Genomic DNA, 25247 nt, shown 5'->3' with positions numbered 1-25247 from the left:
ACGCGGCTTAGGGGTGATCTGATTGTGACGATCGGATCAAGAATTACTGGGGAGGTTGAGCATCCGGTGGGGGGGCGGCAGAGGCAGCAGCAGCGTCTAACTGTTCCTGACTCAAGGGCATGAGCGCACTCAGGTTAAAAGAAGTTTTCAGGCGGCGTTGAGGTTGTTCACCGGAAGGGACAAATTTACCTTGCTTGTATTCTCCTGCAACAACAGGCGCTGCTTCGACCAACTGAGTTTTCAAGTCTTGAACGACTAACATCGGCTGCATTCGTTCCAAGATAATCAGAAACTGCCGCGTTTGAGCAAAACTACCCTCAAACTCAACTTCATATCCACGCCGTCTTACCTTTCCGTTAACGGCTGAACCGAAAGAGCCATCATTAACGACTTCTGTATCCGAGGTTGATTCTGGAGTTCCTTGGGTTTGAGCCGGTTGAAACTTTGTAATCCTGGCTTTTTCCTCATCCTCTGTAATATCAGTATTAAGGCGATTGAGTTGTTCTTCGATGTCAAAGACCAACGTTTCTAGAGTGGCTTCGTCGGCGAATAAAGCCGTGACTGCTGCTCGTCTTTGCTGGGCTTGGGCTAACTCTTGTTCAGCTTGTGCTTTTTTGCTGAGTTTTTCATCTTGCTGTTCGATTTCTTGTTGTTTAGCTAAGATTTGGGTGTTCAGGTCGTTTCCCTGAGCAATGGTCGGCATGACGAACTTAAAAATCCCAAATCCGGCCAGCAATACTCCGGCAACGGCTACTGCAATGCCAATATTTTTGGGAGTGAGCGGGACTCCCAAAACCACCTGGCCTGAAACCTCCTGTTCGTCTTCGGCTTCAATAAAGACGTTGTTTGCTGATGTCATGGTTGAATAACTCCTTTTTGCTGAAGGGTTTGAATACGGTTGACCAGCCCAACCGCACCTTTACTCTTTAACTGAGGAAGTAACTCTGAAGCCGTCGCCGCACTTAAATTCGTTTCGATTTTGTACTCGACGACGGGTTGCAACTGGGGCAGGCTATTGCTTCCGCCTTGAGATTCCGCTACGACGAGTTGAGTCGGATTGTCTTTCAAACTCGCCGAGATCAGTTTTGTTTTCTCTCCATCAAAGAAGGGAGATTGGTTCAGCAACAACACAAAATCACTCAGTTGGGTGAAAGAATTGGCAATTCCTGTAATTTCGAGTTTAGGGGTATCTTTAGCTGGAGTAGCAGCGGCATCGGCGGGTTGTCCTGCGGGGGGCGGCGGTGGTGCAGCGACGGCGGTTGCTGCGGGTTTAGTTTGTTCAATGCTGTTGATCTTCACCCCGGCAATTTGCATCAATTCGGCGAGTTCTTGAGTCAACGCTGACCAAGGCTTAATCTCATTGAAGACGGTGGCTAAGGCATTCGCTTCTTCGTTTGTGAGTTTGGCTTGAGCGTAAATTTTATCAAGTTCTGCGACCAGGTTGGTTTTTTCACCGAGTTGGGCTTCTAACTGGCTTAACTCGTTTTGTAACTGAGCATTCCGTTGATTGAACACTAACCAAACTCCCCCCACTAAAGCGTTCGCAGCTAGAGCAACTGCCGCGCCTATAATGATTGGGGTGCGATCAATGTTTGTCCCACCTCGACCTGGGGATGCCGATGCTTTTCGCTCGGCGGGCTTGTAGTCGGGACGGTCGTTAAGAAAATTAATATCAAGGCTGTACATTGCATCAAACCTCTCTGAGGATTTGTTTAGGGCTTGAGGGCATCATTATAAGTTTAAATTTTAGACGGGTGATCGAGGATTTCCTTCGCTTATCCTAGCAACAGAGGGAATGTTTGAGATTAAGCTTTTTAACATTAATTCACTCATTCCAGTTAGAATTTCCCGAAGTTGATCATTGATAACTATGTCGATGATAGCGAAATCCCCCATCGGCGCTCCCCAACCTGAAATTAGATCACCCGCATTCCCAAACCTAACGCCACTCCTAAGCTAGCACGTTGCTCGGGTGGAATCTCTTGATCGCTTTGCAATGACAGCATTTCAACCGGATCAACTTGAGTGGCTGGCATGGCTAAACGCTGCATGAAGAACTCGTCGAGTTGCCCAATGGAAGCCCCTGGGCCTGCGAGTAGAAGTTGGGCAATCTCTAAACCGTCGCTTTGATTAATATAAAAATCAATGGAACGGCGGAGTTCATCGGCGAGTTCTGAGAGAATTTTAATAATCGCGTTTGTGCCGGGATTAGGATCGCTTAATGCTCCCATTGTATCAGTTACAGGAAGGGTCATGGCTTGAAGTTCGCTCACATCTCTCGAAGGTGGCAAATTCATGGCATTATTCAATGCCGTTTGAACTTGAAATAATCCGATGGGAATGGTTCGATTAAATTGCGGGATTCCATTGACAACAATGGCGAGTTCTGTACTATCAAATTCGAGATCTGCAATAATCGCAGCTTCTGATGAGGAAAATTGTTCGAGTTGATTTTTGAGCGAGCGAATCAGCGCAAAACTACTAACTTCTATGACGTCTACTTTCAGTTCGGCTTGTTCAAAGGTTTCTAAGTAAGTATCTGTTACTTCTTTGCGCGTTGCCACTAACAAAACTTGCATTTTTTCGATGCCGTCTTCATCGACAAACATTCCCAATTTCTGATAGTCAACGTCGGCTTCTTCGCGAGAAAATGGCAAGTAAAGTCCGGCTTCTGCGTTCATATAATCTTTGAGTTCTTCTTCGTTGAGTTCGGCTGGAACCGAGATCAAACGAGTCACCGCTTCTCGCCCAGGAATGGCTGTAGCTACTCTTTTTGTCTTAATATTTTTATCGGCTAAAGTAGACTGAATTAACTCTGCCATTGTCGGTGTATCAATGATTTGCCCATCTTGAACGACATCTTCAGGCACCGGAGTTGTGGCAATATTAATTAATCTTAAATCATTTCCTTTTCTTCGCAGTTCTACAACATGAATGCGTTCGGAAGCTAATTCTATCCCAACTCCCGGTTTTTTGCCGGAAAAAAGACCTTTAAAAAAGCTGACCATAGTTGTTAATTGTGAACCGTATTTTTGATTTTAAATTTGAAAGAGTTCAGAAGTTAAGTAATTTTGTAGGGGCGGGTTCATTACAGTTATCAGTTATCAGTTATCAGTTACCAGTTTTTACAGTTATCAGTGACCAGCTTTTGCAGTTATCAGTTATACAGTTCTCAATATTATCTGTTCACTGTTCACTGTTCACTGGTCACTGTAAACTGTTTAAACCCGCCCAAAAACTGATTAATTTTGAGTTGTTAACTCGCTTTTTTCAGAATTAACTAAAAGATTGAACCACTCCTGAATGACCGGAAATTTCATTAATCGGTTCAAACCGACCCCCTAAATATTTGGCGAGAAATTCTTCAGCGATCGCATAGAAGTGTAAGCGATTTTCAGGACGAGCGAACCCATGTCCTTCGTCTGTATATAAAGCATACTCAATCGGTTTTCCGGCTTGTTTCATGGCTTCAACAATTTGTTCACTTTCAGCCTGTTTAACTCTCGGATCATTCGCCCCTTGTGCAATTAATAGCGGTTTTTGAATTCGATCGACAAAAAATAAAGGCGATCGGGACTTCAAAAATTCCTCCTCTGTTTCCAGATTACCCACTCGATGATAAAAATTAGCACGAATCGGTTCCCAGTAAGGCGGAATACTCTGCATGAGGGTGACTAAATTACTCGGGCCAACAATATCCACCCCACAAGCAAACACTTCCGGCGTAAATGTCAACCCGACTAATGTGGCATAACCGCCATAGGAACCACCCATAATGGCGATTTTATCGCGTTGGGCGATATTATTTTCAACGAGCCAATTCACGCCATCAATTAAGTCATCGTGCATTTTCCCCGCCCATTCGCGGTTAGCTGCATTGACAAAGGCTTTCCCGTATCCTGTCGAACCCCGGAAGTTTAGCTGTAAAACGGCATACCCTCGGTTGGCTAACCATTGGGCTTCGGAGTCATAGCCCCAAAAATCTCGCGCCCAGGGGCCACCATGTACCAGCATGACGGTGGGAACCGGAGTGGAAACGCCAACGGGTTTGGTGAGATAACCATGAATAGTTAAGCCATCTCTCGCCGTGAAAGACATCGGTTCCATTGGGGCGAGTTGTAACCCTTCGAGTTTGGGTTTGTTGGTAAAGAGAAAGGTGTTGGTTTTGGAGGCGCGATCATAAACGTAGTAGGAAACCGGGCCATCATCATCAACAAAACTGACTAACCATTTCTCATCGGTGAGGATGCGACGAATGCCAAATTCACCAGGACGAATAGCTTTAATGGCGTTTAAGTCGGCTTCTATTTCCGAGTCGAGGAAGATCCATTCTTCTTTATCTTTATAAAAGGAAACGGCTTCTATGTTGCGGGTGGTGGGATGGGCGAGAACTCCCCCGACGTCATACTGCGGATCTTCGGCGATCACGGTTTCGCTGCGGGTGGCCAGATCAAACGCAATTAAACGTGCGGCGTTAGCGTCGTGATTTCCCACAATATACAGGGTTTTGCCGTCGTTAGAGAAGAAAACTGCCCCGCCTTCTTCGTCTGGTCCCCAATGACGCAGGGTTTCCCAATCTTTTTCAGGGGTTTCTCGATACAACAAATCATAACCGCCATCGGGGGTTGTGGCGGAAGCGGCGCGAATTTGAAACTGACTGTCTGCTGTCCAACCGACGATGTTTCCGGGGTTTTCGGTATGAAATTCCACCGCCCCGGTTTTCAGGTTAACGTGATAAACGTCAAAGACTTGGGGGTTTTTTAGGTTCATCCCGACTAACAGTTCTTCGGGGAAGTTGTGATCGAGATCGACAACTTGCGCTCGCACCCCTTGAAAGGGGGTTAAGTCCCGGACAATATTAGATTGAATGTTCACCAGATATAAATGCCAGTTTTCGTCGCCGTCGGAGTCTTGGGCGTAGATCAGTTGATCGGGGCTGTACGTCCAGAAAAAGCCGCGAATTCCTCGTTTTTTGTCTGCGGTGAGTTGGCGATCATCTTCTTGTCCGACGGTTCGCAGCCACACCTGGAGAACGTTTTTGTCGTCTGGGGCGATATAGGCGAGGTATTTGCCATTGGGTGACAAAGACGGACTGGTTCGTTCCGGGTTGCCGAAGAGGATATCACGGGAAATTAAAGGCGGAAGTTGGGTTTCTGTCTGTTGTGCTGTTGCTGTGGTCATGGTTTTCTTGGCTTTGACTTTCTCTATTTTGACGTGAAATGTGGCTTCAAGGGGGAAATTCATGGCTTTCAGTTGATTTTGACCAGAGGCGACAGGGTTGATGTTCACCCGATCTGTTCATCCCTTCAGAGGAAGTTTGAATCGGACTGAAGACGAATAATATAAATAGACGGTTGTTATACCATTTGTTGATTTTTGAGATTTGGAGGTTGAAATGGTTATGGAAATGGTGTTTTTAAATCTGAAAAAAAACTTCCCGATTCTGATTTTAACGTTACGCAAACGCTTAGGGCTTTCCCAGGAAAAACTGGCGGCACAGTTGGGCGTTTCGTTTCAGACGGTTAATCGTTGGGAACGGGGACATACCAGACCGTCTCAGTTGGCTTTGTCTGTGATTAAACAAAAGTTGATTGAAATGGAACAGGACGGGTCGGATTTATTAATTCTATATTTTGGAGATGACCAAAGTCAAATGAATAACTAAAATTATAACACTTCTGTTCGGGTGGATTGAATTGTTAAATGGAAATAGAATGATCAATCCAATTCCCGCTCCCCGCCTGCACTGATCCGTTAACTATGAACTGAGATTTTCTGACACTACTCTCGAAAAAGGTTTGTCATAATTGAAGAGAACCGCTAAAACCCAGGAGCAAAAATGACCATGACTCAGGAAAATTCCTATATTCGTTGGTTTGAAAATATTCGGGTTGGTGATGTTCCCACTGTGGGCGGGAAAAATGCTTCTTTGGGAGAGATGGTACAATCTCTAAAATCTCAAGGAATTCGGGTTCCCGATGGCTTTGCAATTACGGCTCAAACTTACTGGGAATTTATCGAGGCTAACAATCTTCAAGCGAAAATTCTGTATCAAATTGAACAGTTTCAAGCCGGAGAAATTTCGTTAGAAAAAGCGGGAAAAACCATTCGTCGTTTATTGGTTCGTTCTCGGTTTCCTGATGAAATTGCCGAAGTCATTCGTGAAGGTTATCGTCAACTGTCTGATCGTTATAATTTAGAAGAAGTTGATGTGGCGGTTCGCAGTAGTGCTACGGCTGAAGATTTACCGGATGCTAGTTTTGCTGGACAACAAGAAACCTATCTCAATATTACTGGAACTGAGGAAGTTTTGGAGGCTTGCCGCAAATGTTATGCGTCTTTATTCACAGATCGGGCAATTAGTTATCGGGAAACAAAAGGGTATAATCATATGGATGTTGCCCTATCGATTGTCATTCAAAAAATGGTGCGATCGGATAAGGCTTGTTCGGGAGTGATGTTTTCAATTGATCCAGAAACTGGTTTTCCTAATGATATTTTGATTACCGCCGCTTGGGGTTTGGGAGAATTAGTGGTTCAAGGTTCAGTCACGCCTGATCAATATCGGGTTTTTAAACCGTTGTTAAAGCAGCCTGAATTAAAACCGATTATTGAGAAAAGTTTGGGGAATAAGCAGGAAAAAATGATCTATGCGTTGGGAACAACAAAAACAACGCGAACGGTACAAACGTCTCTCTATGAATTACAATCTTTTTCCTTAGAAGATGAGGAAGTTTTACAACTGGCAAAATGGGCGAAATTGATTGAAGACCATTATAAATGTCCGATGGATATTGAATGGGCAAAAGATGGCGATACGGGTGTATTATATGTGGTGCAAGCCCGTCCAGAAACGGTACAATCTCAAAAACAAGCAGGTGTTTTAAAGACTTATTCGCTGACACAACAAAGCGATCGTTTGTTAGTGGGGTTGAGTGTTGGGGATGCTATTGCCAGTGGAAAAGTCTGTTTGATTCGCAATGTTACGGATATTGAACAGTTTACAGAAGGAACGATTCTGGTAACAGAAATGACTGATCCAGATTGGGTTCCCATTATGAAAAAAGCGGCGGGAATTGTCACCGATCATGGCGGAAGAACCTGTCACGCTGCTATTATTAGTCGGGAGTTAGGAATTCCGGCAATTGTCGGAACGGGAAAGGCAACAGAATTGTTAGAAGCGGGACGAGAAGTAACGATTTCTTGTGCAGAAGGTGAGGAAGGATATGTTTATGAAGGCTTGTTAGATTTTGAGTCAGAAGCTGTCAGTTTGTTGGATATTCCAGCCACAAAAACGAAGATTATGATGAATATTGGCAGTCCGACGGCGGCGTTTCGTTGGTGGCAACTTCCCGCCGATGGTATTGGGTTAGCCCGGATGGAATTTTTGATTAATAATATCATTAAAGTTCACCCAATGGCGTTGGTTCATTTTGACAAAGTTACGAATTTTTCGATTCGTCATCAAATTTCTGAAATGACGCACGGATATGAGGATAAAACGGATTATTTTGTGGATTTGTTATCGCGGGGAATTGCAAAAATTGCCGCTTCTCAATATCCTAAACCTGTGATTGTGCGGATGAGTGATTTTAAAACAAATGAATATGCGGATTTAATTGGGGGTCAACAGTTTGAAAAAGTTGAAGCTAATCCCATGTTAGGGTTTCGCGGGGCTTCGCGGTATTATAGCGATCGCTATCGTGAAGGGTTTGCGTTAGAATGCAAGGCAATTAAATATGTGCGAGAAGTGATTGGGATGGATAATGTGATTATTATGATTCCCTTCTGTCGCACGTTAAAAGAGGCGGATCGGGTATTAGAAGTGTTAGAAAGTAATGCCTTAAAACGGGGTGAAAACGGTTTACAGGTTTATGTGATGTGTGAACTTCCTTCTAATGTGGAATTGGCAGATGAGTTTGCAAAACGCTTTGATGGGTTTTCCATTGGAAGTAATGATTTGACGCAGTTAGTGTTAGGGGTAGATCGAGATTCTGGAGAATTAGCTGAGTTATTTGATGAACGAGATTTGGCGGTTAAACGGATGATTCAACGATTAATTAAAACCGCCCATGAAGCCGGGCGAAAAGTCGGAATTTGTGGTCAAGCCCCCAGCGATCATCCTGATTTTGCTGAGTTTTTAGTGGAGGCGGGAATTGATTCGATTTCGTTAAATCCTGATAGTGTGGTTAAGGTAAAACGACGGGTGGCGGAAGTGGAAAGTCAACGCATTCAATAAATATTATCACCTCACAGTCGTTATTCGCCTCTACACATTTTAAACGTCGTAGGGGCGGGTTTAAACAGTGAACAGTGAATAGTTTTACAGTTATCAATCAACTCTCAAGAGTGAATACTGATAATTGGTCAGGTGTAAACTGTAAACTGTTTTTACTGGTCACTGTAAACTGTAAACTGTAAACTGTAAAAACCCGCCCCTACAGACAAAAACTGAATTATATCATGTCTGGATAATTAGTGATCAAAAACTTTCTCCTTCTCAGACTCTTTCTTCTTCTTTATTTCCTCCTGACTCCTGACTCGGTGACTCCTGACTCCTCTGTCGTTTATTTATAACTGTTCAACCGGACATGATATTACTTTTTTAAATCAGTTGTCTCAGAATAAATGGCGATCATTCTCCAACAAAGACTCAAAGAATGATCGCCGACAATATATTAATGATCTTTCGCTTTATTGCACCAAATTTTTGACGAATGAAACAGCCGTGAGTTCAACCCGTTAGCGTTTATTGATTATTTGATTGACAAATCGGTTTGACGGTGGAGAAGTCCAGATAGAAAGTCAGACATCAAAAGACTTAGATTTTTCCAAGCTGAATTTAAAGATACAATAATTAAACGGAGAGTCAGATGAACGACTGACTCTAGGATTCTCCAGGTTAACAGCGAAAGAAATACAATTAATCTACCTGTAAATGCTAACATGATAACTAACCTCAACTCATTTCAGAAAATAGTGCGTTTGTACTCGTCTTTCAATCAAAATTAGTAATTTCACCCTGGATGTAAGGTTTTGGCAACAACAAAGTTATTCACCAAAATACTTCTCTAATAAATCCGTTCCTTCCTCACCCATCTTTTCCAACTGTTGTCGGATCAGCATCTGAGCCATGCGAGTTGGCATGGTGCGGCCATTTTCCCAGTTGTTAACGGTTTGAAAGACAACCCCCAATTTTTCCCCAAATTGTTTTTGGGACAAACCTAAACGCCGTCTCAGGGTGCGGACTAAAATTGGAACCTGCGATGTGCTTACTGACATTGGAATATTCGATACTCTATATTCAAGATATACAATTTCCAGGGCAAAAGCCAACAGCGAAATTGCTGAACTTTTGAAATTTTGCTAGTGCTAAAATTTAAGCTTATCTCCGTAAATTTACGGAGTAATCAATTCGGTTAATATAATATTCCTTAAGACGTTGGCTGATTTTCTGATATTTCCCAACGAAATAGTCGAGGAAGTTGTGCTAAATCTAAAGCATAATTCCCAATCCAGAGGATGATTTGCAGAATTAATACGGTTCGTACCCAAAATAATTCAGGTTCAGCATTCAAGAGGGTTAAACCTTCGGATAATTGATAAATCCGATAAGGTAAATATAAATAAGGAACCATCACCCAGACTACAGAGGTAAATTTTCTTAAGGTCAAATATTCGGTGATAATTTGTAAACCCAGCATCAGGAAATAAGAGGCAAACACAGTCAATACAACTGAGTTTTTCTCCCATATTCCCCAAACCAGCAGAACCCCCAAAGGCGGTAATAATCCTAAAATCTGTACAGTCCCAAACCAAATTTTAAACCATCCCGGTAAAGGGCTAGGCAAGCTGTAGGGCAAGGCATTTCTCCATGCCAAACCCACAATTCCCAGAAAAGAGGTCGCCAGTACGAAGAAGATTAGATTCTCTAGTATAAGATGAAAATGAATATTAAAAGAATACATATTAGGTGCTAAAGTTTGACTGACTTTTATGACTGATCGTGAAATCGTTCAAACAGTTGTGAGTAATCTTGGGGTTGTGCCTGATAATTGAGCATATTTTCACTCAAAACTACCCATTTTTGAGCGCTTTGAGTCCATAAATTGCCCACAGGTTGAAGCCAACGAGTATCATCCAGTGTTCCGGGTTTGACATTAATAATTTTAGGGTTACGGGCTGGAGAATGAAATAATCTTGTACCGCACTCTCCACAAAATGAACAAGTGACTTGATGACCACTCTGAGAAACCCTCGACCATTCTTTGAGTTGTCCTTGGAGGATAACAACAGCTTCCCTCGGAACAGGCATAGACATACCAAAAGCACTGGAAGATTGCTTCTGACATTCTGTACAATGGCAAACATAGAGGGTTAGAGGTTTACTGCGGATTTCATATCGAACAAGTCCACATTGGCATCCTCCAGTGTAGAAAGCAGTCATATTTTTTGATCCGAGTGTTATTAACTTATAGGTTTATTCTCTGTGTTTATCCTATCTATCAAAGGGTAGAGTTTTTAATTGCATCCACTTCTTCTTCTATCCCATAGAAGAAATAAGGATTGTGAAACTGATCAATATCAAACCTCCAGGGAACTTGACGCACTAAGTCGGAGAAAACCTGCAAAACTTCAGCAGCATTTCCCTGACCCCCACAGGAAATAATTAACTTACCTTGTTTTTTAAAGCGCGATTAGCTCCCTGGAGAAAGGCTAAATGATCATTAACCCAATGCAGTGCAGCATTGGAGAAGACAACATCAAATTCGGCTTTAAACCGAAGCGATCGCCCATCTGTACAGGCGAAGGAAAGATTGGGATGCTGAGATCTTGGATAAGTTTTTGTCGCATAGGCGATCATTTCTGAAGAACTATCGACTCCAACCACTTGTCCTTGAGGTCAACCGTTCCCTAGCTTTTAAAGCCAGGGCTTGCGGTTGATTCGCGAACCGAGTAAAGAAACCGCAAAATCAGCAGTAATCTTTCCATCGCCACAACCGACATCGAGAACCGACTCGCTACCCTTGAAATCCAGATGCGAACGCAATTGTTCAGCCCACTGAAGTTGAGCATTGGAATTTTTCGCATATTCTTCTGGATTTCACATTGATGTCCAATTGCCCTCTTGAAAGTTTTAGCGAACTTGCTGCTCAAACCGTTTTCTAGAGTTCCGCATTCTGCGGCGTTCCTTGTGTCTGGCAATTTCTTTTCGCTTATGTTTTTGGGCGAGTGTTTCAAAGTAACGGTTCTTTTTCATGTCGGCAAAAATACCCGCCCTGGAGACTTTCTGCTTGAACCGACGCAGGGCTGACTCCAACTGCTCGCTTTCACCGACGACCACTTGAGCCATGCAATATCCTCCCTTATGAATTGCTTTTTCACTCAGTTAATAGAGCGTCGTTCAACTAACAACAATTAGACCGGAATAATATCCGTCTTCATCTGAGAATTGAATTGGAAAATAGAATGTGAATTTCGCCGCTTAATAGCAGCTCGAAAAGCGATCGCGTCGGTTTCCCCCATCCGAAGAATTTCTTCCTTCACAGGGTTTGGCTTGATTAATCTTGAGATCTCGTCCCCTCCATTGGGTACCATCGAGTTGTTTAATGGTACTTTCTGCTTCAGCAACGCTATCCATTTCTGCAAATCCCAAGCCCCCTGAGCGTCCGGTTTCGCGATCGCTAAGAATGTGAACTCGTTTGATGGAGTCCTATTAGCGCGAAAACAGACTTGAAATCATCCTCCGTAACCTCGTAGGAAAGATTACCGACATCAACAGACATTTAAGACCTCCTAGATCGGAATGCGTGTAAACAGAGACTTCGGAAGGCAAGCTATGCCTCGTTAAACAGAACTCGAGGGTTAGCGCTGAAAGCAAAACTGCTACCGAATACCTATTCTCGACTTGATTTTAACATGGCTTGCCAGGACGTGGAGCTTGCAAAGCAATTTGACACACTCCCACCAGTAAACCCTTCGGATTCTACTGGGGGATTCTAAATCTCACGACTTAGATTTACTGCTTCTACGGCACTTATCTAGGCTGCTTCCAACCCCCGACAGTACGCCTACACAGTCAATTTCTTGAACCACGATCTGCCCAACCGCAGTAATACCTCGATTACAAATCACTTGTGCTGCTGCAACATCACGATTACATTCGTAGTTGCATTCAGGGCATTTATGTGTGCGTTCGGACAGGTTTTTCTTTCCTGTATGCGCCCCACAATGAGGACAAATTTGACTCGTATATCTGTAGTCAACCTTGTCAAAATAAACCCCTCGTTTCCAGCAAACCCAAGCCAATATATTGAAGAACTGACCGAACCCTGCGTCTAAAGTATGTTTTCTTAGCATTCCTTTTGCCCAGGCTCTAAAATCTAGATCTTCAACAAATATCATTCCTGCTTTGTCGCACAAATGACGCAGCTCATTTAAAGTCAAAGTCTTTTCGAGTATCTGATCTCTTTTGATGAAGTCTTGCTATCTTTTGGTTGAGCTTCTGTCGATTAGTTGAACCCAATTTCTTGAATTTAAGTCTACGTTGCAGTAATTTCAACTTGCTATGTAGTTGGTTTAAAAATTTCGGTCGTTCAATTAACTCACCATCAGAGGTTGCCAAGAACTTCTCAAGTCCAATGTCAATTCCTAGTGGATGCCCAGAAGCCGGGGTGTCTGGAATGCTTACAGGACTTTGCAAAGATAACATTGCAAAATACCCGCTAGCTTTTCTTACAACCCTCACCTGCTTAAGTTTAAATCCTTCCGGGATTGGGCGAGACAACCTCATCTTCACCCATCCGATTTGAGGAAGTTTTATCCAATTATTTGAAACTGGATTGCTCTTAAACTGAGGGAATACAAAAGACCGCATTCGATATTTGTTCTTAAAGCGAGGAAAACCATAACCCTGCTCTTTCATGTTGTTAAATGATCTTTCTAACGTTTTGAGAACTTGTTGCAAAACTTGAGCATTGGTTTTCTTGAGTTCAAGGTTAGTTTTCTTCGCTTTTGTCAAGCTGGCGGCTTGTACGTTGTAATTCGGATACGGAGCATCCGATGGGATAATGTACTCTTGCTGCAATGAACAAAAGTTAACTGCACACTTCCTACTACTTATCCAGTCTTTCCGCTCCCTCAAGGCGTAATTCCACACCTTTCTACAGACCGCTAACATTTCTTCAATGATGGCAATCTGTTCTTGAGAGGGGATCAACTTAAATTCGTAGATTAGTGTTAGCATCCTAAAAATATAACACAATTCTATCTGACCACGCTATTCAGTTAGAACTGCGTACAGAGAAGGTTTCCTTCTTTGGTCGCAATTAATCTCGCCGTTAGAGTCGAAGACTTAACGGGAGTCCTCTTGCTCCATTTTAGATAGACTCTAAAACGACCTGGAAAATCACCATTCTAAGATTGTCTCATTCTAATTTAGATTGCTTAAATTTCTCAAAGGTGATCGAAAAGCCTTCTGCTTGAGGTCAGGCACACATTAACCTCGCTTGTACTGAAGTGGCGGTGGTCAGATAAGCCAAGCGTAGCATTGTACAGCGATCGCCACCTGCGTGAATATTCGATCTCGACGGCTTCTGCGTTTCGTTTTCACCGCAAAATCATCCACTCTGGGTTTTCACCTCAAGCAACAACTCTGAAGGAAAAAACAAGATCAACGCAAAGACACGAAGATTCGATTTCGCTGTTCTCTGTTTCTTTGTGCTAAGTTTAATGTTTTAATCGACTTTAGGTTAATATAAAGCTGGAATTCCGGCGACATCTAATATTTTCGGAATCAAGTCTTCTCGTTTAACGGCCATGATATGAACGCCTCGACAAAGTTGACGGGCAATTTTCACTTGTTCAGCCGCAATCATTACTCCTTCTTCTAGAGGTTTTGGGGCTTTTTCTAAGCGATCAATAATCGATTCAGGAATATTCACACCGGGAACATATTTATTAATAAATCGGGCATTTTTAGCCGATTTTAACAAAAAGATTCCGGCTAAAATCGGTTGTTCAACGCCTGCTGCAACTTCTGTCATAAACTTATCTAGGCGTTCAAAATCGGTAATTAATTGACTTTGAAAAAACTGCGCCCCGGCTTTTAATTTGCGTTCAAATCGACTTTTTAAGCCTGACCAACTGGGAGATTGGGGATCAACAGCCGCCCCTGCAAACAAATCTGTTGCCCCATCTGTTAAGGTTTTATCATTCCAGTCAGTACCGTTATTTAACTTTTGAATTGCCTTTAATAATCGCACGGATTCAAAGTCAAAAACAGACCTGGCATCGGGATGATCTCCGGCTTTGACTGGATCACCTGTGAGGGCTAAAATATTCCGAATTCCCAGGGCATCCGCCCCTAATAAATCGGCTTGTAAACCAATGCGATTGCGATCGCGACAAGCGACTTGACAAATGGGTTCAATCCCATGACCTTTTAATATTATAGCAGAAGCTAAGGAACTCATGCCCAAAACGGCTCGACTACCATCGGTAATATTAACCGCATGAACCCGACCTTTGAGGGTGTTTGCCATTTCAATCATGTGAGTCGGATTGGCACCTTTAGGCGGTGCTATTTCAGCCGTAACGATAAATTCTCCAGGGGTTAAACAGGCTGTACGAAAATAACTCATCTATCGATTTTTAAGGTTGATTGTATAGGGTTGATGGCGATGCTAAAATGCTAGGCATCGAATCAGAAATCAGCTAGATGCTCCCGTCCTATTAACTGTTTTTTATCATTAAAGCGGAGTGGAATAACCCAAGGCGGTTTTCACTCGTTTTAAAGTGGCATTCGCCACGGCTTCGGCTTTTTCTCGACCGTCTTTTAAGACCGATTCTAAATAAGCGCGATCGCTCATCACGGCTTTATACTTTTCTTGAATGGGTTTGAGTGCTTCAATGATTGCTTCAGTCAACAACGGTTTAAATTGACCCCAACCCATATCTTGACATTGGACTGTTACCTGATCTTTTGTTTGACCGGACAAAATGCCATAAAGCATTAAAAGATTATGGCACTCGGGTCGTTCAGAATTATCAAATTCTAAGCCGCGTACTGAGTCGGTTTTACAGCGTTTAATTTTTTTGGTAATTGTATCGGGTGAGTCGAGTAAATTAATTCGACTTAACTCTGAAGGATCAGATTTTGACATTTTGCGGGTGCCATCACTTAAACTCATCACCCGGGCGCCTTCTGTACGAATCAAAGGTTCAGGAATTTTGAGGATTTCTTCTTTTTCTTGACCAAACAAATGATTAAACCGCGCCGCAATATCGCGTGTTAATTCTAAATGTTGTTTTTGGTCTTCTCCCACAGGCACTTTATCCGCATCATAGAGTAAGATATCAGCCGCCATTAATACGGGATAATCCAACAAACCTGTACTGACATTTTCCCCTTGCTTAATGGCTTTTTCCTTAAACTGAATCATATCTTGTAGCCAGTTAATCGGCGTGATACAGTTGAGCAACCACGTTAACTCGCTATGGGCGGAAATGTGAGACTGAATAAAGATGGTAGAATATTCGAGATCAATGCCACAAGCCAAATACAAAGCCGCTATGGTGTAAGTATCCGTCGCTAAAGTGGCGGGATTGTGCGGGGCGGTGATGGCGTGTAAATCGACGACACAAAAGAAGTTATCATACTGGCTTTGACCTTCAACCCAGTTGCGAATTGCGCCTAAGTAGTTACCGAGGTGAAGGTTGCCTGTTGGTTGAACGCCGGAGAGAACTCGCTGTTTACCCATAAGGTCGATTTCGGACTGAACTTATACTATATTGGCACGTTCTGTTGCTGAAAACCGCAGAAAGAATAAAGAAGGTAAATTTTTCTGATTAGAAATCCCTAAAGCTGAAAGTTGCCTAATTTTCGGGTGAACTGGCAGGATGAGCAGAAGATTTCTACAATAAGGTTAGTAAAAACCAGGAGATATTCCCGTGTTCCGCTTAAATAGGTCACTACTCAAATCCAAAAAGTCTGTAGTGCTAAAATTGAAACTTCTTTATCGATATTCTGGACGTTGGCTGCGCCGTCTCTATCGGCGTGTTATGGCGATGCAGGGAACCCCCGAATATTTAGCCAGAGGGTTAAGCGTTGGTGTGTTTGCGGGATGCTTTCCCTTCTTTGGCTTCCAGATGTTAATCGGTGTCTCCTTTGCGGTGTTGTTTCGGGGTCACAAACTGTTAGCGGCGGCGGGAACTTGGGTGAGTAACCCTTTCACCTATATTCCCATTTATCTGTTTAATTATAAGCTGGGACGATGGTTGTTGGGTTCTGACGAACTCTTGCTTGAGGATTGGAACAGTTTGCTCTCGATAGATGATATTTTAGCTGTGGGGACTGAGTTTGCGCTAACTTTATTATTCGGGTGTTTGGTGGTGGGAATGATCAGTGCAGTTTTCACCTATTTTGCTAGCCTACGAATGATTAGACATTGGCGTCAACAACAAGTGAATAAAGTTTGGAATATTAATCATATTCCCCCCAAACACCGAAAGCCTGAAATGAGAGAAAGTTAGTTTAAACCGGGGTTTTTGTTGATTGTGCTTCGCTATCAGATCAAGGTTTAATTTCATCTAAAATCCCAATCACTTCTCGTTCAAAGACAACTTTAGCCCGATTTGTTTTTCCACCCAGGTACAAACGATTATCGGCTTCTAAAACCCAAATTTGCGAGTGTGAGGCATAACTCATTAAGACACTCACCATCAACAACCCAAACCCTAAATAAACCATCGGAATTCCGGGGTCTGCTTTAATTTGGAGTCCGGTACTTCCGACGACTTCATCGACAAATAAGGTCACACCATTAACTTGAGTAGACATTCCGGGTCGCAAGGTTGATACCAGTTGACCTTGGTTATCATATAATAGCAACGTTCCTTGTAAATCCCTTGCTAACAGGGAAACTCCTGCACTTAAATCGGGTTTTGTCGGAATCCAAGTTCCCCAAATTCGTCCTTTTCCTCCTGTGTCTAATTCAGCCATCGGCAGTTGTAAAACCGGGCTTTTATTAATCCGAACCCGAATTCCAGCGATTCCCCAATCGGCTTGATAAAACGTCACGCCTCTATATTTTAAAGGCTGATTAACGTGAATGGTTTGGCGGTCAACTTCTGAACCACTATTATCTAAAACGGATAAATCTGAATAAAATTGATCAATTGTTCCTTCTGGGGTATAATCAATCCAGAATCGATTGACTCGAACTGACCAATCTTTGGGGATTTGAGACTCAGCAAATGCCCCCGCATCAATAATTCGTTTAACTTGAAAGGTTTCTCCACTGGGAACGATTTCTTGGGCGATAAACCCGGTAAAAGACCCAATTAAAGAACCTATTAAAATCAAAATCATACTCGCATGAACGATAATCGGCCCGATTCGTCCAATTAACCCTTTACGGGCATAGAGTTTATGGTCTTCTTCAAAAATTCGATAGCGACGTTTTAGCAATAAACTTTTGATCGTTTCTAGAGAACCTGTTTCTATTTCTGCACTTAAAGCCAGGTTTTTAAACTGTTTAGGGCTTTGATAATAACTCCAGCGTTGGGCTGATTTTAAGTTAGGAAGTTGTCGGGTAAAGGTACAAGCAATTAAGCTACTCCCAAACAGTAACAAAATAGCGAGAAACCACCAAGTTCGATAAACATGATCTAAGCCTAATAGGGCGATTACTTTCCAGGTGAGAAACCCAAATAAAGCGGGATGTTCTGGATAGTTTTTTTGGTAAAACGCCAGAGATTCGCCCTGTTCTATCACTGTTCCTGATATACTAGAAACAGCAATAACTAATAATAAAACAATAGCTAATCTTAAGTTAGCAAGAACGGGTAAAATTTCCCGTCGCCAGACTTGTAGTGGCTTGTTTACCCAGTCGGAAAGTTTAGATAAAAAGACTTGTTGTGCTGTCATTGTTTAACGTTTATTTGTTGATTTAAAAGGAATTTAAACGATAGGAATCAATCTAGAAAAAAGTGAAAATACACCAAATCCGACTAATAACGCTCCACTAACTGGGGTAATCCAACCTGACCATTGTCGCAAAGAAAGCAGTTTTTTTAGACTAGCTGTAAACGTTCCTGCTAATACCAAAGGGGCAACATATCCCACAGCATAAGCCAGGAGTAAAACACCGCCTAAAACCCAATCTTTTGAGGTGGAAACCCAGGCTAATAAAGTGGCTAAAACAGGAGTGCTACAGGGAGAAGCCACTAAACCAAAAGTTACTCCTAAAAAATAGGAACGAACCCCATTCGGGATATTTTTAGGAATCCATCCCATTGTATCAAAAGCAGGGAGAGGAATCGGCAAGGCTTCCAACAAATTTAAACCCATTAAAATGGCAATAATACTCACAATAATAGGTAAACCGAAGCCAATTTGACCGTAAACTTGCCCGACTAATGTGGCTAGAATTCCTAAACCTGCTAACGTAGTGGCTAGCCCCAATGCAAACCAACTCGACTGGGCGAGGGCTTGGAGACGGTTTTGAGTTTCGTAGCCGCCAATATAGCCAATAGTAATCGGTAGCATAGACAGCATACAGGGTGTGAGGCTCGTCAGCAAGCCCGCCATTAGAATAATCCCCACACTCACCCAACTCAGTTGTATCAGTTGCGTTTTGACGAGGGTGTTGGCGTATTGGGCGATTTCATAGAGTTGTGTTTGGAGGGTGTCCAGCATGAGTTAGAATACAGTTCGCGCTTCATCAAAAATTGTAACGTTTTCTCAGCCTAAATATTGCTATAGCACTACGCACTATGGTTAGGACATTAGTAAAAGCTGAAAGCCTCTTTTCGTCTACTTCTGACTTCTGACTTCTGACTTCTGACTTGCGCGTAGCGCCATATGCGTCCCTATTCGTTAATATGACCATCCGGCATAATCGTACCTCGTAGCAAGACACCTTTCAAATTAGCGTTTTTTAAATTAGCGCCTTCTAAGTTGGCATTACTGAGATTTGTGACTGTTTTGTATTCTCGAAAAGCATAGCTATGTAAGTCAGCATTGCTGAGGTTACTATTAGCTAAGTTGGCATATTGGAGGTTGGTCCCGTGTAAACTGGCTTGGCTTAAATTAGCTTCTGTTAGGTTGGTTCCCCACAGTCTTGCTTCTAATAAATTGGTTTTTTCTAAGTTTACTTGGGTGAGATTTGCTAAGGTTAAATCGGCTTGCCATAATCCCGCTTCTCTTAAATCTGCGCCTTCTAAATTCGCTCGACTCAAATTGGCACCTAAGAGATTGGCTTTATTGAGTTTAGCACCTCTTAAATCGGCACCTGATAAATCGGCATATTTTAAAACGGCATTTTGTAAGTCTGCGCCTCTTAAATTCGCCCTAGAAAGTTTCACCTCGGGTAAGACAACTCCTCGTAAATCAGCTTGACTTAAATCACAGGTTTTCCAGAGAAAGGTCTGACAATATTTTTTCTTAAGCAGTTGATTAATATCTGAATAATTAGCAGCCTGAACGCTAGTTATTCCCCCTAAAATAAATCCAATGACTAAAAATAGGATTATTGCCAATCTCTTAAGATTCATAGCTTTTTTCAATCACTTCTCTGGACGACAACCTATTTCAATACCTGATTTTTTAACTCTCGAACTCTCGACTATAAACAATCTGACTCCAATCAACTTCTGTAGATTGAAGTCAAATCCCTACTAAGTTTACTCAATTTCTATCCAATTGTCAAACCCAAATCGTTGGGAGAAAGGACAATCACTGAATTTTGAACGGCATCTGGGAGAACATTCTGTACAATTCCCAAAAAGTCACCATTTCTGTTGAAAATATAGGTATCTTGTCGGACAATATTAAAGCTGAGTTGTGAGGTGCTAATATCTCCCACAATAGCAATGCGATCGCCTTCCCCTGCGTTAAAATCAGTAATCCGATCCACTGCGTTAAAATCTCGAACTCCTACGGATTCATCTAGTCTCAACATAAACGTATCAGCACCCGCTCCTCCCGTCATTGTATCTGATCCCAAATCCCCAATTAAATAATCATTTCCGGCATCCCCATTTAAAACATCATTGCCTTGTCCACCGCGAATAAAATCATCTCCATTCCCACCAGAAATTACATCTTCTCCGCGATTTCCATTCAGAATATCATTGCCATCACCGCCATTAATAAGGTCGTTGTCTTGACCCCCAAAAATATAGTCATTTCCGGCTTCTCCAGTAATGGTATCATTACCTTGATTGCCGTTAATTACATCATCAACTGGTGAACCTGTCGCCTGATCGTTCCCCCCTCCTAACAAGATGCCGGAGGTTGCTTGTTGTGCATTTTCTGGGGTGATTGTTACCTGATTATCAGCATCTAAATTCTGAGGAAACAAGAAAAACTCTAAAGGCAAATGGGTCAAGTTAATGCTATTAATAAAGTTGTTGAGTAGCAGTGGATCTGCTATCAGAGCAGATTCTCGACCCGGAATCACTCCAGCAACAACTTCTGCATCTTGAATGCGATCGCCTTGTTGAATTTGATCAACGACATCAAACCCTTGAATCACCTCACCAAAAACGGCATAATTCCCATCCAAAAAGTCAGAATCAGAGAGATTAATAAAGAATTGCGAGGAGGCAGAATCAGGGTCATTTGTACGAGCCATCGCGATGGTTCCCTGAGTGTTTTGTAGCAAAGGGGGAACTGTTATTCCGGCTTGTTCAAACGTTTGACTATAAATCGGTTCTGTGGCACCTTGCGGCTTAATTTCTAGGGGAATTGTTCGTTCTTGACCTGTAGCCGGATCAATAAAACCGCCACTTCCAAGCTGTCCGGGTGGGAAATTTGGATCTTTACTATTGGGATCTCCAGCTTGCACAACAAATGGGTCTGGTTGTCGGACTACGCGATGAAATGAAATCCCATCGTAAAAATCTCGCTCAACTAAATCAACAAAATTTCCCGCAGTCATCGGTGCATTATCACCATCAACTTGAATGACAATTGGCTGTCCATTAACAACCATAATTGCAACAGCAGAACCAGTTAATACAGGTAGATCTTCCATTTTTTAAGGTGAGTTATTCTGAGTTAGAGTAGCAAATTTGTTAAGCCTTTAGAAGTTGTAAAAATCTTCAACTCCCCAAGGTTAACGCCATCATCCTGACCGGAAATCAAGAAGTTAAGTTCCTCAAGAGTCTAGAACGAGATGATGCTCAATGGCAAACTGAGGATTGAGTCTGTTCTCCCCAATTGTGTAAACTTATGTAAAGTACCCTTCTTATTTTGAGTGATGATCTCTCGTCGAACCCTAGTCCGCTTACTGTTAGCGGCTTGTTTAGCTGTATTGAGTTTCAACGTCACTTCTCCGGCGTGGGCGATGGGGGGAACCCTTCCTCCATTAAACCAACCCGCTCCTGATTTTACCTTACCGACGAATACCGGAGATGGAGAAATTTCTCTTTCTGATTATCGAGGTCAGTGGGTCGTTGTCTATTTTTATCCTCAAGATTTTACCTCGGGATGTACAATAGAAGCGCGTCGCTTTCAACAAGATCTGCCTAAATATTTAGATCGAAATGTGCAAATTTTAGGAATAAGTGCCGATGATGTTGACTCCCATGCCGAATTTTGTGATGCGGAAGGGTTAAAATTTCCCTTACTCGCTGACACCGATGGGACTGTGAGTAAAGCCTATGGTTCTTGGATGAACTTTTTCTCGATGCGACATACTTTTATTATTGATCCAGAGGGTCAATTGCGAGAAATCTTTTTGAAAGTTAGTCCTGTCATTCATAGTGAAGAAGTGTTAGCACGTTTGAATGAATTGCAAGCTAATTCTTAATTGAGTTGCCTAAAATTCACCGGTTTTCAGTTAACAGTCTATCTTTCGAGGTAGGCTGTTTTGATTAGGGATTTTGCAAATACAAAGTGTAAAGAGGTAGAGACAGATAAACACTAAATCACTACCTCTTTTCAATTCCTGTTAGCTGGGTTCAGGAATGCTAATATCAATCGCCGTAATTTTAGTTTCTTTATCTAAACTGGCTAGAGGCGGCTGAATTTGCGCTTCATTTCCGACAACTAAAGTCACCATTTGATCCGGTTTGAGATATTTTTGGGCAACTCGTTGTACATCCTCAGCCGTTGTGGCTTCTACTTGACGCTGATACTCAAAGATGAAGTCTTGAGGATAGTCATAATATTCATAAATCATCAAGCGAGAAAGGGTTTGATCAGGAGATTCAAAATTGAAGATAAATGAGTTCAATGTTGAGTCTTTGGCATAGGATAATTCTTCAGGTTTAACAGGTTCAGTTCTGACTTTATCGAGTTCAACACGAACGGCTTTAAGAAAGTCAACAGTTGCATCCGAACGAGTTTGTCCACCTGCAATAAATACACCGGGATAATCATAATTAGCATTCCAAACCCCGTAAACTGTATAAGCTAATCCTTTGTCAGAACGAATTTGGTTAAATAACCGTCCACCAAAGCCATTTAACACCCCGTTTAACACTGTTAATTCGGGATAGTCAGGATTATTTCGTTCTCCTCCCATGTGACCCATTTCCACATAGCTTTGAGTCAGTTGGGGTTGATTGATGAAAAAGATACCGCTTTTGTAAGCTTGATCGGTATTTGGTTCAGGAGGGATTTGAACCGTTGTTGTGGGTTTCCAATTGCAGAATTTTTCAGCAACTAATGCTTTCATTTGATTCGTATCAAAATCACCCACAATCCCTAAAATCATGTTAGCGGGATGAAAATAGTTTTGATAAAATTCAACTAAATTTTCTCGTTGAATATTGTTGAGCGTTTCATATTCAACGGTGCGAGCATAGGGACTTTCTTGACCATAAATTAACTTCTGAAATTCTCGGCTGGCTATGCGTTCAGGGCTATCATTGCGACGAGCAATTCCGCCTTTTTGTTGAGTTTTTGCAATCGCTAATTTTTGAGGATCAAAAACTGGCTTCTGCACGACTTCTGCAAACAGTCCAAATACTGTTTCTAGATCTTCACTCAAGGCGCTAAAACTCGCCGAGCCGGCTGTGGTGCCAATTCCGGTTTCAACGGCGGCGGCAAGTTGTTCGAGGATTTGATTTAATTGATCCGCACTATGATCGCTTGTTCCTCCTGTTCGCATCACTTCTCCGGTTAAGCTGGCGAGTCCGATTTTATCGCCCGGTTCGTATCGACTTCCGGTTCTAAATAATGCGGTTCCTCCAATTAACGGAAGTTCGCGATCTTCCATTAAAAAAACCGTGATTCCATTCTCAAGTTGATAGCGGGTATATTCGGGTAAGGGCTGTTCGGGTAGAGGCGGAAACGTCAGTTCAGTATAATGTTTAGCGGTAGAGGCGACAGCCGGAGAACGCCAGGTAATCATTAAGAAGATGGTGACGAACAGCAGTCCGAAGAGAAACCGTTTTGATTTTCTCAGGTTTAATCTGACTTGGGCTTGCATAATTGATCAGTCGTGGTTGTACTTGATACTTTTTCTAGAGGAATGAAAAGCGAAATAGGGATGATTTTGTTGGGTTTGAGGTCTAAGAATCTTCGGGTAATAACCTGCCAATGGTGCGATTTTCTTGACGGAAAGTTTCTTGAGCAACCCGTTGAATATCAGCCGGAGTAATTTGAGAAATGGCATCTAATTGTTTAAACAAATTCATCCAGGTTTTGGTTTTTACTTCGTATTCGAGTAAGGCAAAAGCCATCCCCATATTAGAATCTAGCGATCGCAATAAACTCGCTCTTGCCTGAGTTTTCACCCGCTCTAATTCCTCTAGAGAAACGGGTTCAGTTTTCAAGCGTTCGATCTCTTTTCGCAAGGCTACCGCCGCTTCTTCAACGGAGTGACCGGGAGCAGTCAAAGCATAAAATAACATCAAATTGGGATATTTATCACCGGGATAACCACTAAACCCTTCAGCCGCTAAAGCGATTTGTTGTTGTTCGACTAAAGTTTGATAGAGGCGAGAAGTCCGACCATTACTGAGAATACTGGCGATCACTTCATAAATCACATGATCGGGGTGAGCGAGTGAAGGTCGATGATAACCCTCAAAATACCAGGGTTGAGACTTCAATTTCATCGTGATTTCTCGCGTTTGCTTTTGAGGCGGTTCTACCACTTGTAATTTGGGCGGTTCTGCACCTGCTTGATAACGTCCGAAGTAGGTTTGTGCAAGTTGTTTAACTTGAGCGGCGTTCACATCTCCAACAATCGCAACGGTGAGATTATTGGGAACGTAATAAGTCTTAAAAAACTGATCTACATTGTCTCGATTGAGATTTTCTATGTCTTCTAAATAACCAATCACCGGACGACGATAGGGATGAACTTGAAAGGCTGTAGCGGTAAATTGTTCAATCATCTGACCGACGGGGGAATTTTCGGTTCGCAGTCGTCTTTCTTCTAAAATGACCTGTTTTTCTTTAAAAAATTCTCGAAAAACGGGTTCTAAAAATCGTTCAGACTCCAGAGACATCCAGAGTTCGAGTTTATTGGCGGGTAAACTATAGAAATAAACCGTTGAATCTGTCGAAGTGGCTGCATTTAATCCTACTCCGCCCGCTCGTTCAACAATTTTAGAAAATTCATTTTGTTTGACAAACTTTGAAGCTTCCGCTTGTACGGTTTCAAATTCACTGACTAATTGAGCAACTTCTTCGGATTTGCCTTGTTTTTCGGCCGCTTGAATTTGCTCAAAGAGCTGATCCATCTGTTCTAGTAAGGGTTTTTCTTGGGGATAATTGGTCGTGCCGATGCGCTTTGTTCCTTTAAAGGCTAAATGTTCTAAATAGTGAGCCACGCCCGTTTGATTTTGAGGTTCGTTGACACCGCCAACATCCGCGTATATTAAGAAGGAAACAACGGGTGCTTTGTGGCGTTCTAGCACAATAAATTTCATGCCATTATCGAGGCGAAACTCACTGACTTGATCCATCACCCGATCTAGATAGGGTTGGATCGAAGTTTTGGGACGGGTGGGGGTTTCATCGGCGAGTAGAGGGTTTGCTGGAACTCCCCAAAACAAGCATATCAGTAGCGTTAGGATTAATCCCCGCCAAATTTTGGGGCTGAGAAGATTCTGGAGACGAGGGGAAACACGCCAACTCGGAAACATAGGCTTTAGTCTTGTGAGGAAATGCTATCAGACGGATTTTAACATTCAGAGCTTGACATCCTCCGACCGTTAAACGGGTTTGAGCGCTCTAACGAAGGATTCTTAGTGAGTTGAGCAACTTTTCAATCTTTATGATA

The 25247-nt window shown here is 42.5% G+C and carries 26 protein-coding genes; 4 read left to right on the top strand and 22 right to left on the bottom strand.

Annotated elements, in window-relative coordinates; translation table 11 throughout:
• Nucleotides 1-43 precede the first annotated feature (43 nt).
• The 4 genes from VB836_RS05505 to VB836_RS05490 all read right to left on the bottom strand — a co-directional run bounded on the left by VB836_RS05505 (nt 44) and on the right by VB836_RS05490 (nt 5289).
• On the bottom strand, nt 44-859 hold the full coding sequence (locus VB836_RS05505; RefSeq protein WP_323218381.1) for a pilus assembly protein PilO: 816 nt from the start codon (nt 857-859) through the stop codon (nt 44-46).
• A complete protein-coding gene (locus VB836_RS05500) occupies nt 856-1686 on the bottom strand; it encodes a PilN domain-containing protein (protein ID WP_323218380.1) in 831 nt (276 codons plus the stop codon). Before VB836_RS05500 ends, VB836_RS05505 begins: the two co-directional genes overlap by 4 nt.
• Nucleotides 1687-1916: 230 nt before the next feature.
• The gene (gene pilM / locus VB836_RS05495; protein ID WP_046280561.1) at nt 1917-3008 is read right to left on the bottom strand and encodes a type IV pilus biogenesis protein PilM; all 1092 of its coding nucleotides are present in this window, start codon (nt 3006-3008) and stop codon (nt 1917-1919) included.
• Between the two features lie 268 nt (nt 3009-3276).
• Nucleotides 3277-5289: a S9 family peptidase gene (locus VB836_RS05490; protein WP_323218379.1), complete on the bottom strand. Its 2013-nt coding sequence runs from the start codon at nt 5287-5289 to the stop codon at nt 3277-3279.
• A gap of 106 nt (nt 5290-5395) precedes the next feature.
• Here VB836_RS05490 and VB836_RS05485 point away from each other — a divergent pair, with 106 nt between their 5' ends.
• Both VB836_RS05485 and ppsA read left to right on the top strand, forming a co-directional pair.
• On the top strand, nt 5396-5665 hold the full coding sequence (locus tag VB836_RS05485; RefSeq protein ID WP_323218378.1) for a helix-turn-helix domain-containing protein: 270 nt from the start codon (nt 5396-5398) through the stop codon (nt 5663-5665).
• A gap of 174 nt (nt 5666-5839) precedes the next feature.
• A complete protein-coding gene (ppsA, locus tag VB836_RS05480; RefSeq protein ID WP_407659571.1) occupies nt 5840-8239 on the top strand; it encodes a phosphoenolpyruvate synthase in 2400 nt (799 codons plus the stop codon).
• 517 nt (nt 8240-8756) lie between these two features.
• Here the strand turns inward: ppsA and VB836_RS05475 are convergent.
• From VB836_RS05475 to trpS, 12 genes are all read right to left on the bottom strand, one after another.
• The gene (locus VB836_RS05475; protein WP_152964722.1) at nt 8757-8948 is read right to left on the bottom strand and encodes a hypothetical protein; all 192 of its coding nucleotides are present in this window, start codon (nt 8946-8948) and stop codon (nt 8757-8759) included.
• A gap of 103 nt (nt 8949-9051) precedes the next feature.
• Nucleotides 9052-9282, bottom strand: coding sequence for a helix-turn-helix domain-containing protein (locus tag VB836_RS05470; protein WP_323218377.1), 231 nt, complete (start codon nt 9280-9282; stop codon nt 9052-9054).
• 152 nt (nt 9283-9434) lie between these two features.
• Entirely contained in the window at nt 9435-9968 is a 534-nt protein-coding gene (locus tag VB836_RS05465; protein WP_323218376.1) for a hypothetical protein, read from the bottom strand.
• A 26-nt stretch (nt 9969-9994) separates the two neighbouring features.
• A complete protein-coding gene (locus VB836_RS05460) occupies nt 9995-10447 on the bottom strand; it encodes a GFA family protein (RefSeq protein WP_323218375.1) in 453 nt (150 codons plus the stop codon).
• Between the two features lie 222 nt (nt 10448-10669).
• Nucleotides 10670-10891, bottom strand: coding sequence for a class I SAM-dependent methyltransferase (locus VB836_RS05455; protein WP_323218373.1), 222 nt, complete (start codon nt 10889-10891; stop codon nt 10670-10672).
• Between the two features lie 30 nt (nt 10892-10921).
• Nucleotides 10922-11050, bottom strand: a complete 129-nt coding sequence (locus VB836_RS05450; RefSeq protein WP_323218372.1) for a hypothetical protein — start codon at nt 11048-11050, stop codon at nt 10922-10924.
• An 87-nt stretch (nt 11051-11137) separates the two neighbouring features.
• On the bottom strand, nt 11138-11353 hold the full coding sequence (gene rpsU, locus VB836_RS05445) for a 30S ribosomal protein S21 (RefSeq protein WP_046280556.1): 216 nt from the start codon (nt 11351-11353) through the stop codon (nt 11138-11140).
• 132 nt (nt 11354-11485) lie between these two features.
• Nucleotides 11486-11656, bottom strand: coding sequence for a hypothetical protein (locus VB836_RS05440; RefSeq protein ID WP_323218371.1), 171 nt, complete (start codon nt 11654-11656; stop codon nt 11486-11488).
• Nucleotides 11657-12006: 350 nt separating this feature from the next.
• Nucleotides 12007-12360 carry an RNA-guided endonuclease InsQ/TnpB family protein gene (locus VB836_RS05435; RefSeq protein WP_323218370.1) on the bottom strand — a complete coding sequence of 118 codons (354 nt, stop codon included), beginning with the start codon at nt 12358-12360 and terminating at the stop codon, nt 12007-12009.
• A gap of 73 nt (nt 12361-12433) precedes the next feature.
• Nucleotides 12434-13264 carry an RNA-guided endonuclease InsQ/TnpB family protein gene (locus VB836_RS05430; RefSeq protein WP_323218369.1) on the bottom strand — a complete coding sequence of 277 codons (831 nt, stop codon included), beginning with the start codon at nt 13262-13264 and terminating at the stop codon, nt 12434-12436.
• 487 nt (nt 13265-13751) lie between these two features.
• Nucleotides 13752-14642 carry a methylenetetrahydrofolate reductase gene (locus VB836_RS05425; RefSeq protein WP_323218368.1) on the bottom strand — a complete coding sequence of 297 codons (891 nt, stop codon included), beginning with the start codon at nt 14640-14642 and terminating at the stop codon, nt 13752-13754.
• Between the two features lie 108 nt (nt 14643-14750).
• A complete protein-coding gene (gene trpS, locus VB836_RS05420; RefSeq protein ID WP_323218367.1) occupies nt 14751-15761 on the bottom strand; it encodes a tryptophan--tRNA ligase in 1011 nt (336 codons plus the stop codon).
• Between the two features lie 235 nt (nt 15762-15996).
• On the opposite strand from trpS, the gene VB836_RS05415 reads away from it, so the two are divergent.
• A complete protein-coding gene (locus tag VB836_RS05415; RefSeq protein WP_323218366.1) occupies nt 15997-16533 on the top strand; it encodes a DUF2062 domain-containing protein in 537 nt (178 codons plus the stop codon).
• A gap of 40 nt (nt 16534-16573) precedes the next feature.
• Here VB836_RS05415 and VB836_RS05410 read toward each other — a convergent pair whose 3' ends face one another.
• The 4 genes from VB836_RS05410 to VB836_RS05395 all read right to left on the bottom strand — a co-directional run bounded on the left by VB836_RS05410 (nt 16574) and on the right by VB836_RS05395 (nt 21041).
• The gene (locus tag VB836_RS05410) at nt 16574-17929 is read right to left on the bottom strand and encodes a cytochrome c biogenesis protein (protein ID WP_323218365.1); all 1356 of its coding nucleotides are present in this window, start codon (nt 17927-17929) and stop codon (nt 16574-16576) included.
• A 33-nt stretch (nt 17930-17962) separates the two neighbouring features.
• The gene (locus VB836_RS05405; RefSeq protein ID WP_323218364.1) at nt 17963-18700 is read right to left on the bottom strand and encodes a cytochrome c biogenesis protein CcdA; all 738 of its coding nucleotides are present in this window, start codon (nt 18698-18700) and stop codon (nt 17963-17965) included.
• 173 nt (nt 18701-18873) lie between these two features.
• Entirely contained in the window at nt 18874-19557 is a 684-nt protein-coding gene (locus VB836_RS05400) for a pentapeptide repeat-containing protein (protein ID WP_046280549.1), read from the bottom strand.
• Nucleotides 19558-19697: 140 nt separating this feature from the next.
• Nucleotides 19698-21041, bottom strand: a complete 1344-nt coding sequence (locus VB836_RS05395; RefSeq protein ID WP_323218361.1) for a peptidylprolyl isomerase — start codon at nt 21039-21041, stop codon at nt 19698-19700.
• Nucleotides 21042-21266: 225 nt separating this feature from the next.
• Here VB836_RS05395 and VB836_RS05390 point away from each other — a divergent pair, with 225 nt between their 5' ends.
• Nucleotides 21267-21818, top strand: a complete 552-nt coding sequence (locus VB836_RS05390; RefSeq protein ID WP_323218360.1) for a peroxiredoxin — start codon at nt 21267-21269, stop codon at nt 21816-21818.
• A 141-nt stretch (nt 21819-21959) separates the two neighbouring features.
• Here the strand turns inward: VB836_RS05390 and VB836_RS05385 are convergent, their stop codons facing one another.
• Together VB836_RS05385 and VB836_RS05380 are read right to left on the bottom strand one after the other, a co-directional pair.
• On the bottom strand, nt 21960-23444 hold the full coding sequence (locus VB836_RS05385) for a M16 family metallopeptidase (protein ID WP_323218359.1): 1485 nt from the start codon (nt 23442-23444) through the stop codon (nt 21960-21962).
• 82 nt (nt 23445-23526) lie between these two features.
• Nucleotides 23527-25110 carry a M16 family metallopeptidase gene (locus VB836_RS05380; protein ID WP_323218358.1) on the bottom strand — a complete coding sequence of 528 codons (1584 nt, stop codon included), beginning with the start codon at nt 25108-25110 and terminating at the stop codon, nt 23527-23529.
• Between the last annotated feature and the right edge of the window lie 137 nt (nt 25111-25247).

The organism is Limnoraphis robusta BA-68 BA1 (assembly GCF_034932365.1).
In the GTDB taxonomy this organism is placed as follows: domain Bacteria; phylum Cyanobacteriota; class Cyanobacteriia; order Cyanobacteriales; family Microcoleaceae; genus Capilliphycus; species Capilliphycus robustus.
The sequence above is the reverse complement of the archived record's forward strand: the minus strand, read 5'-3'. Positions and strand labels throughout refer to the sequence as shown.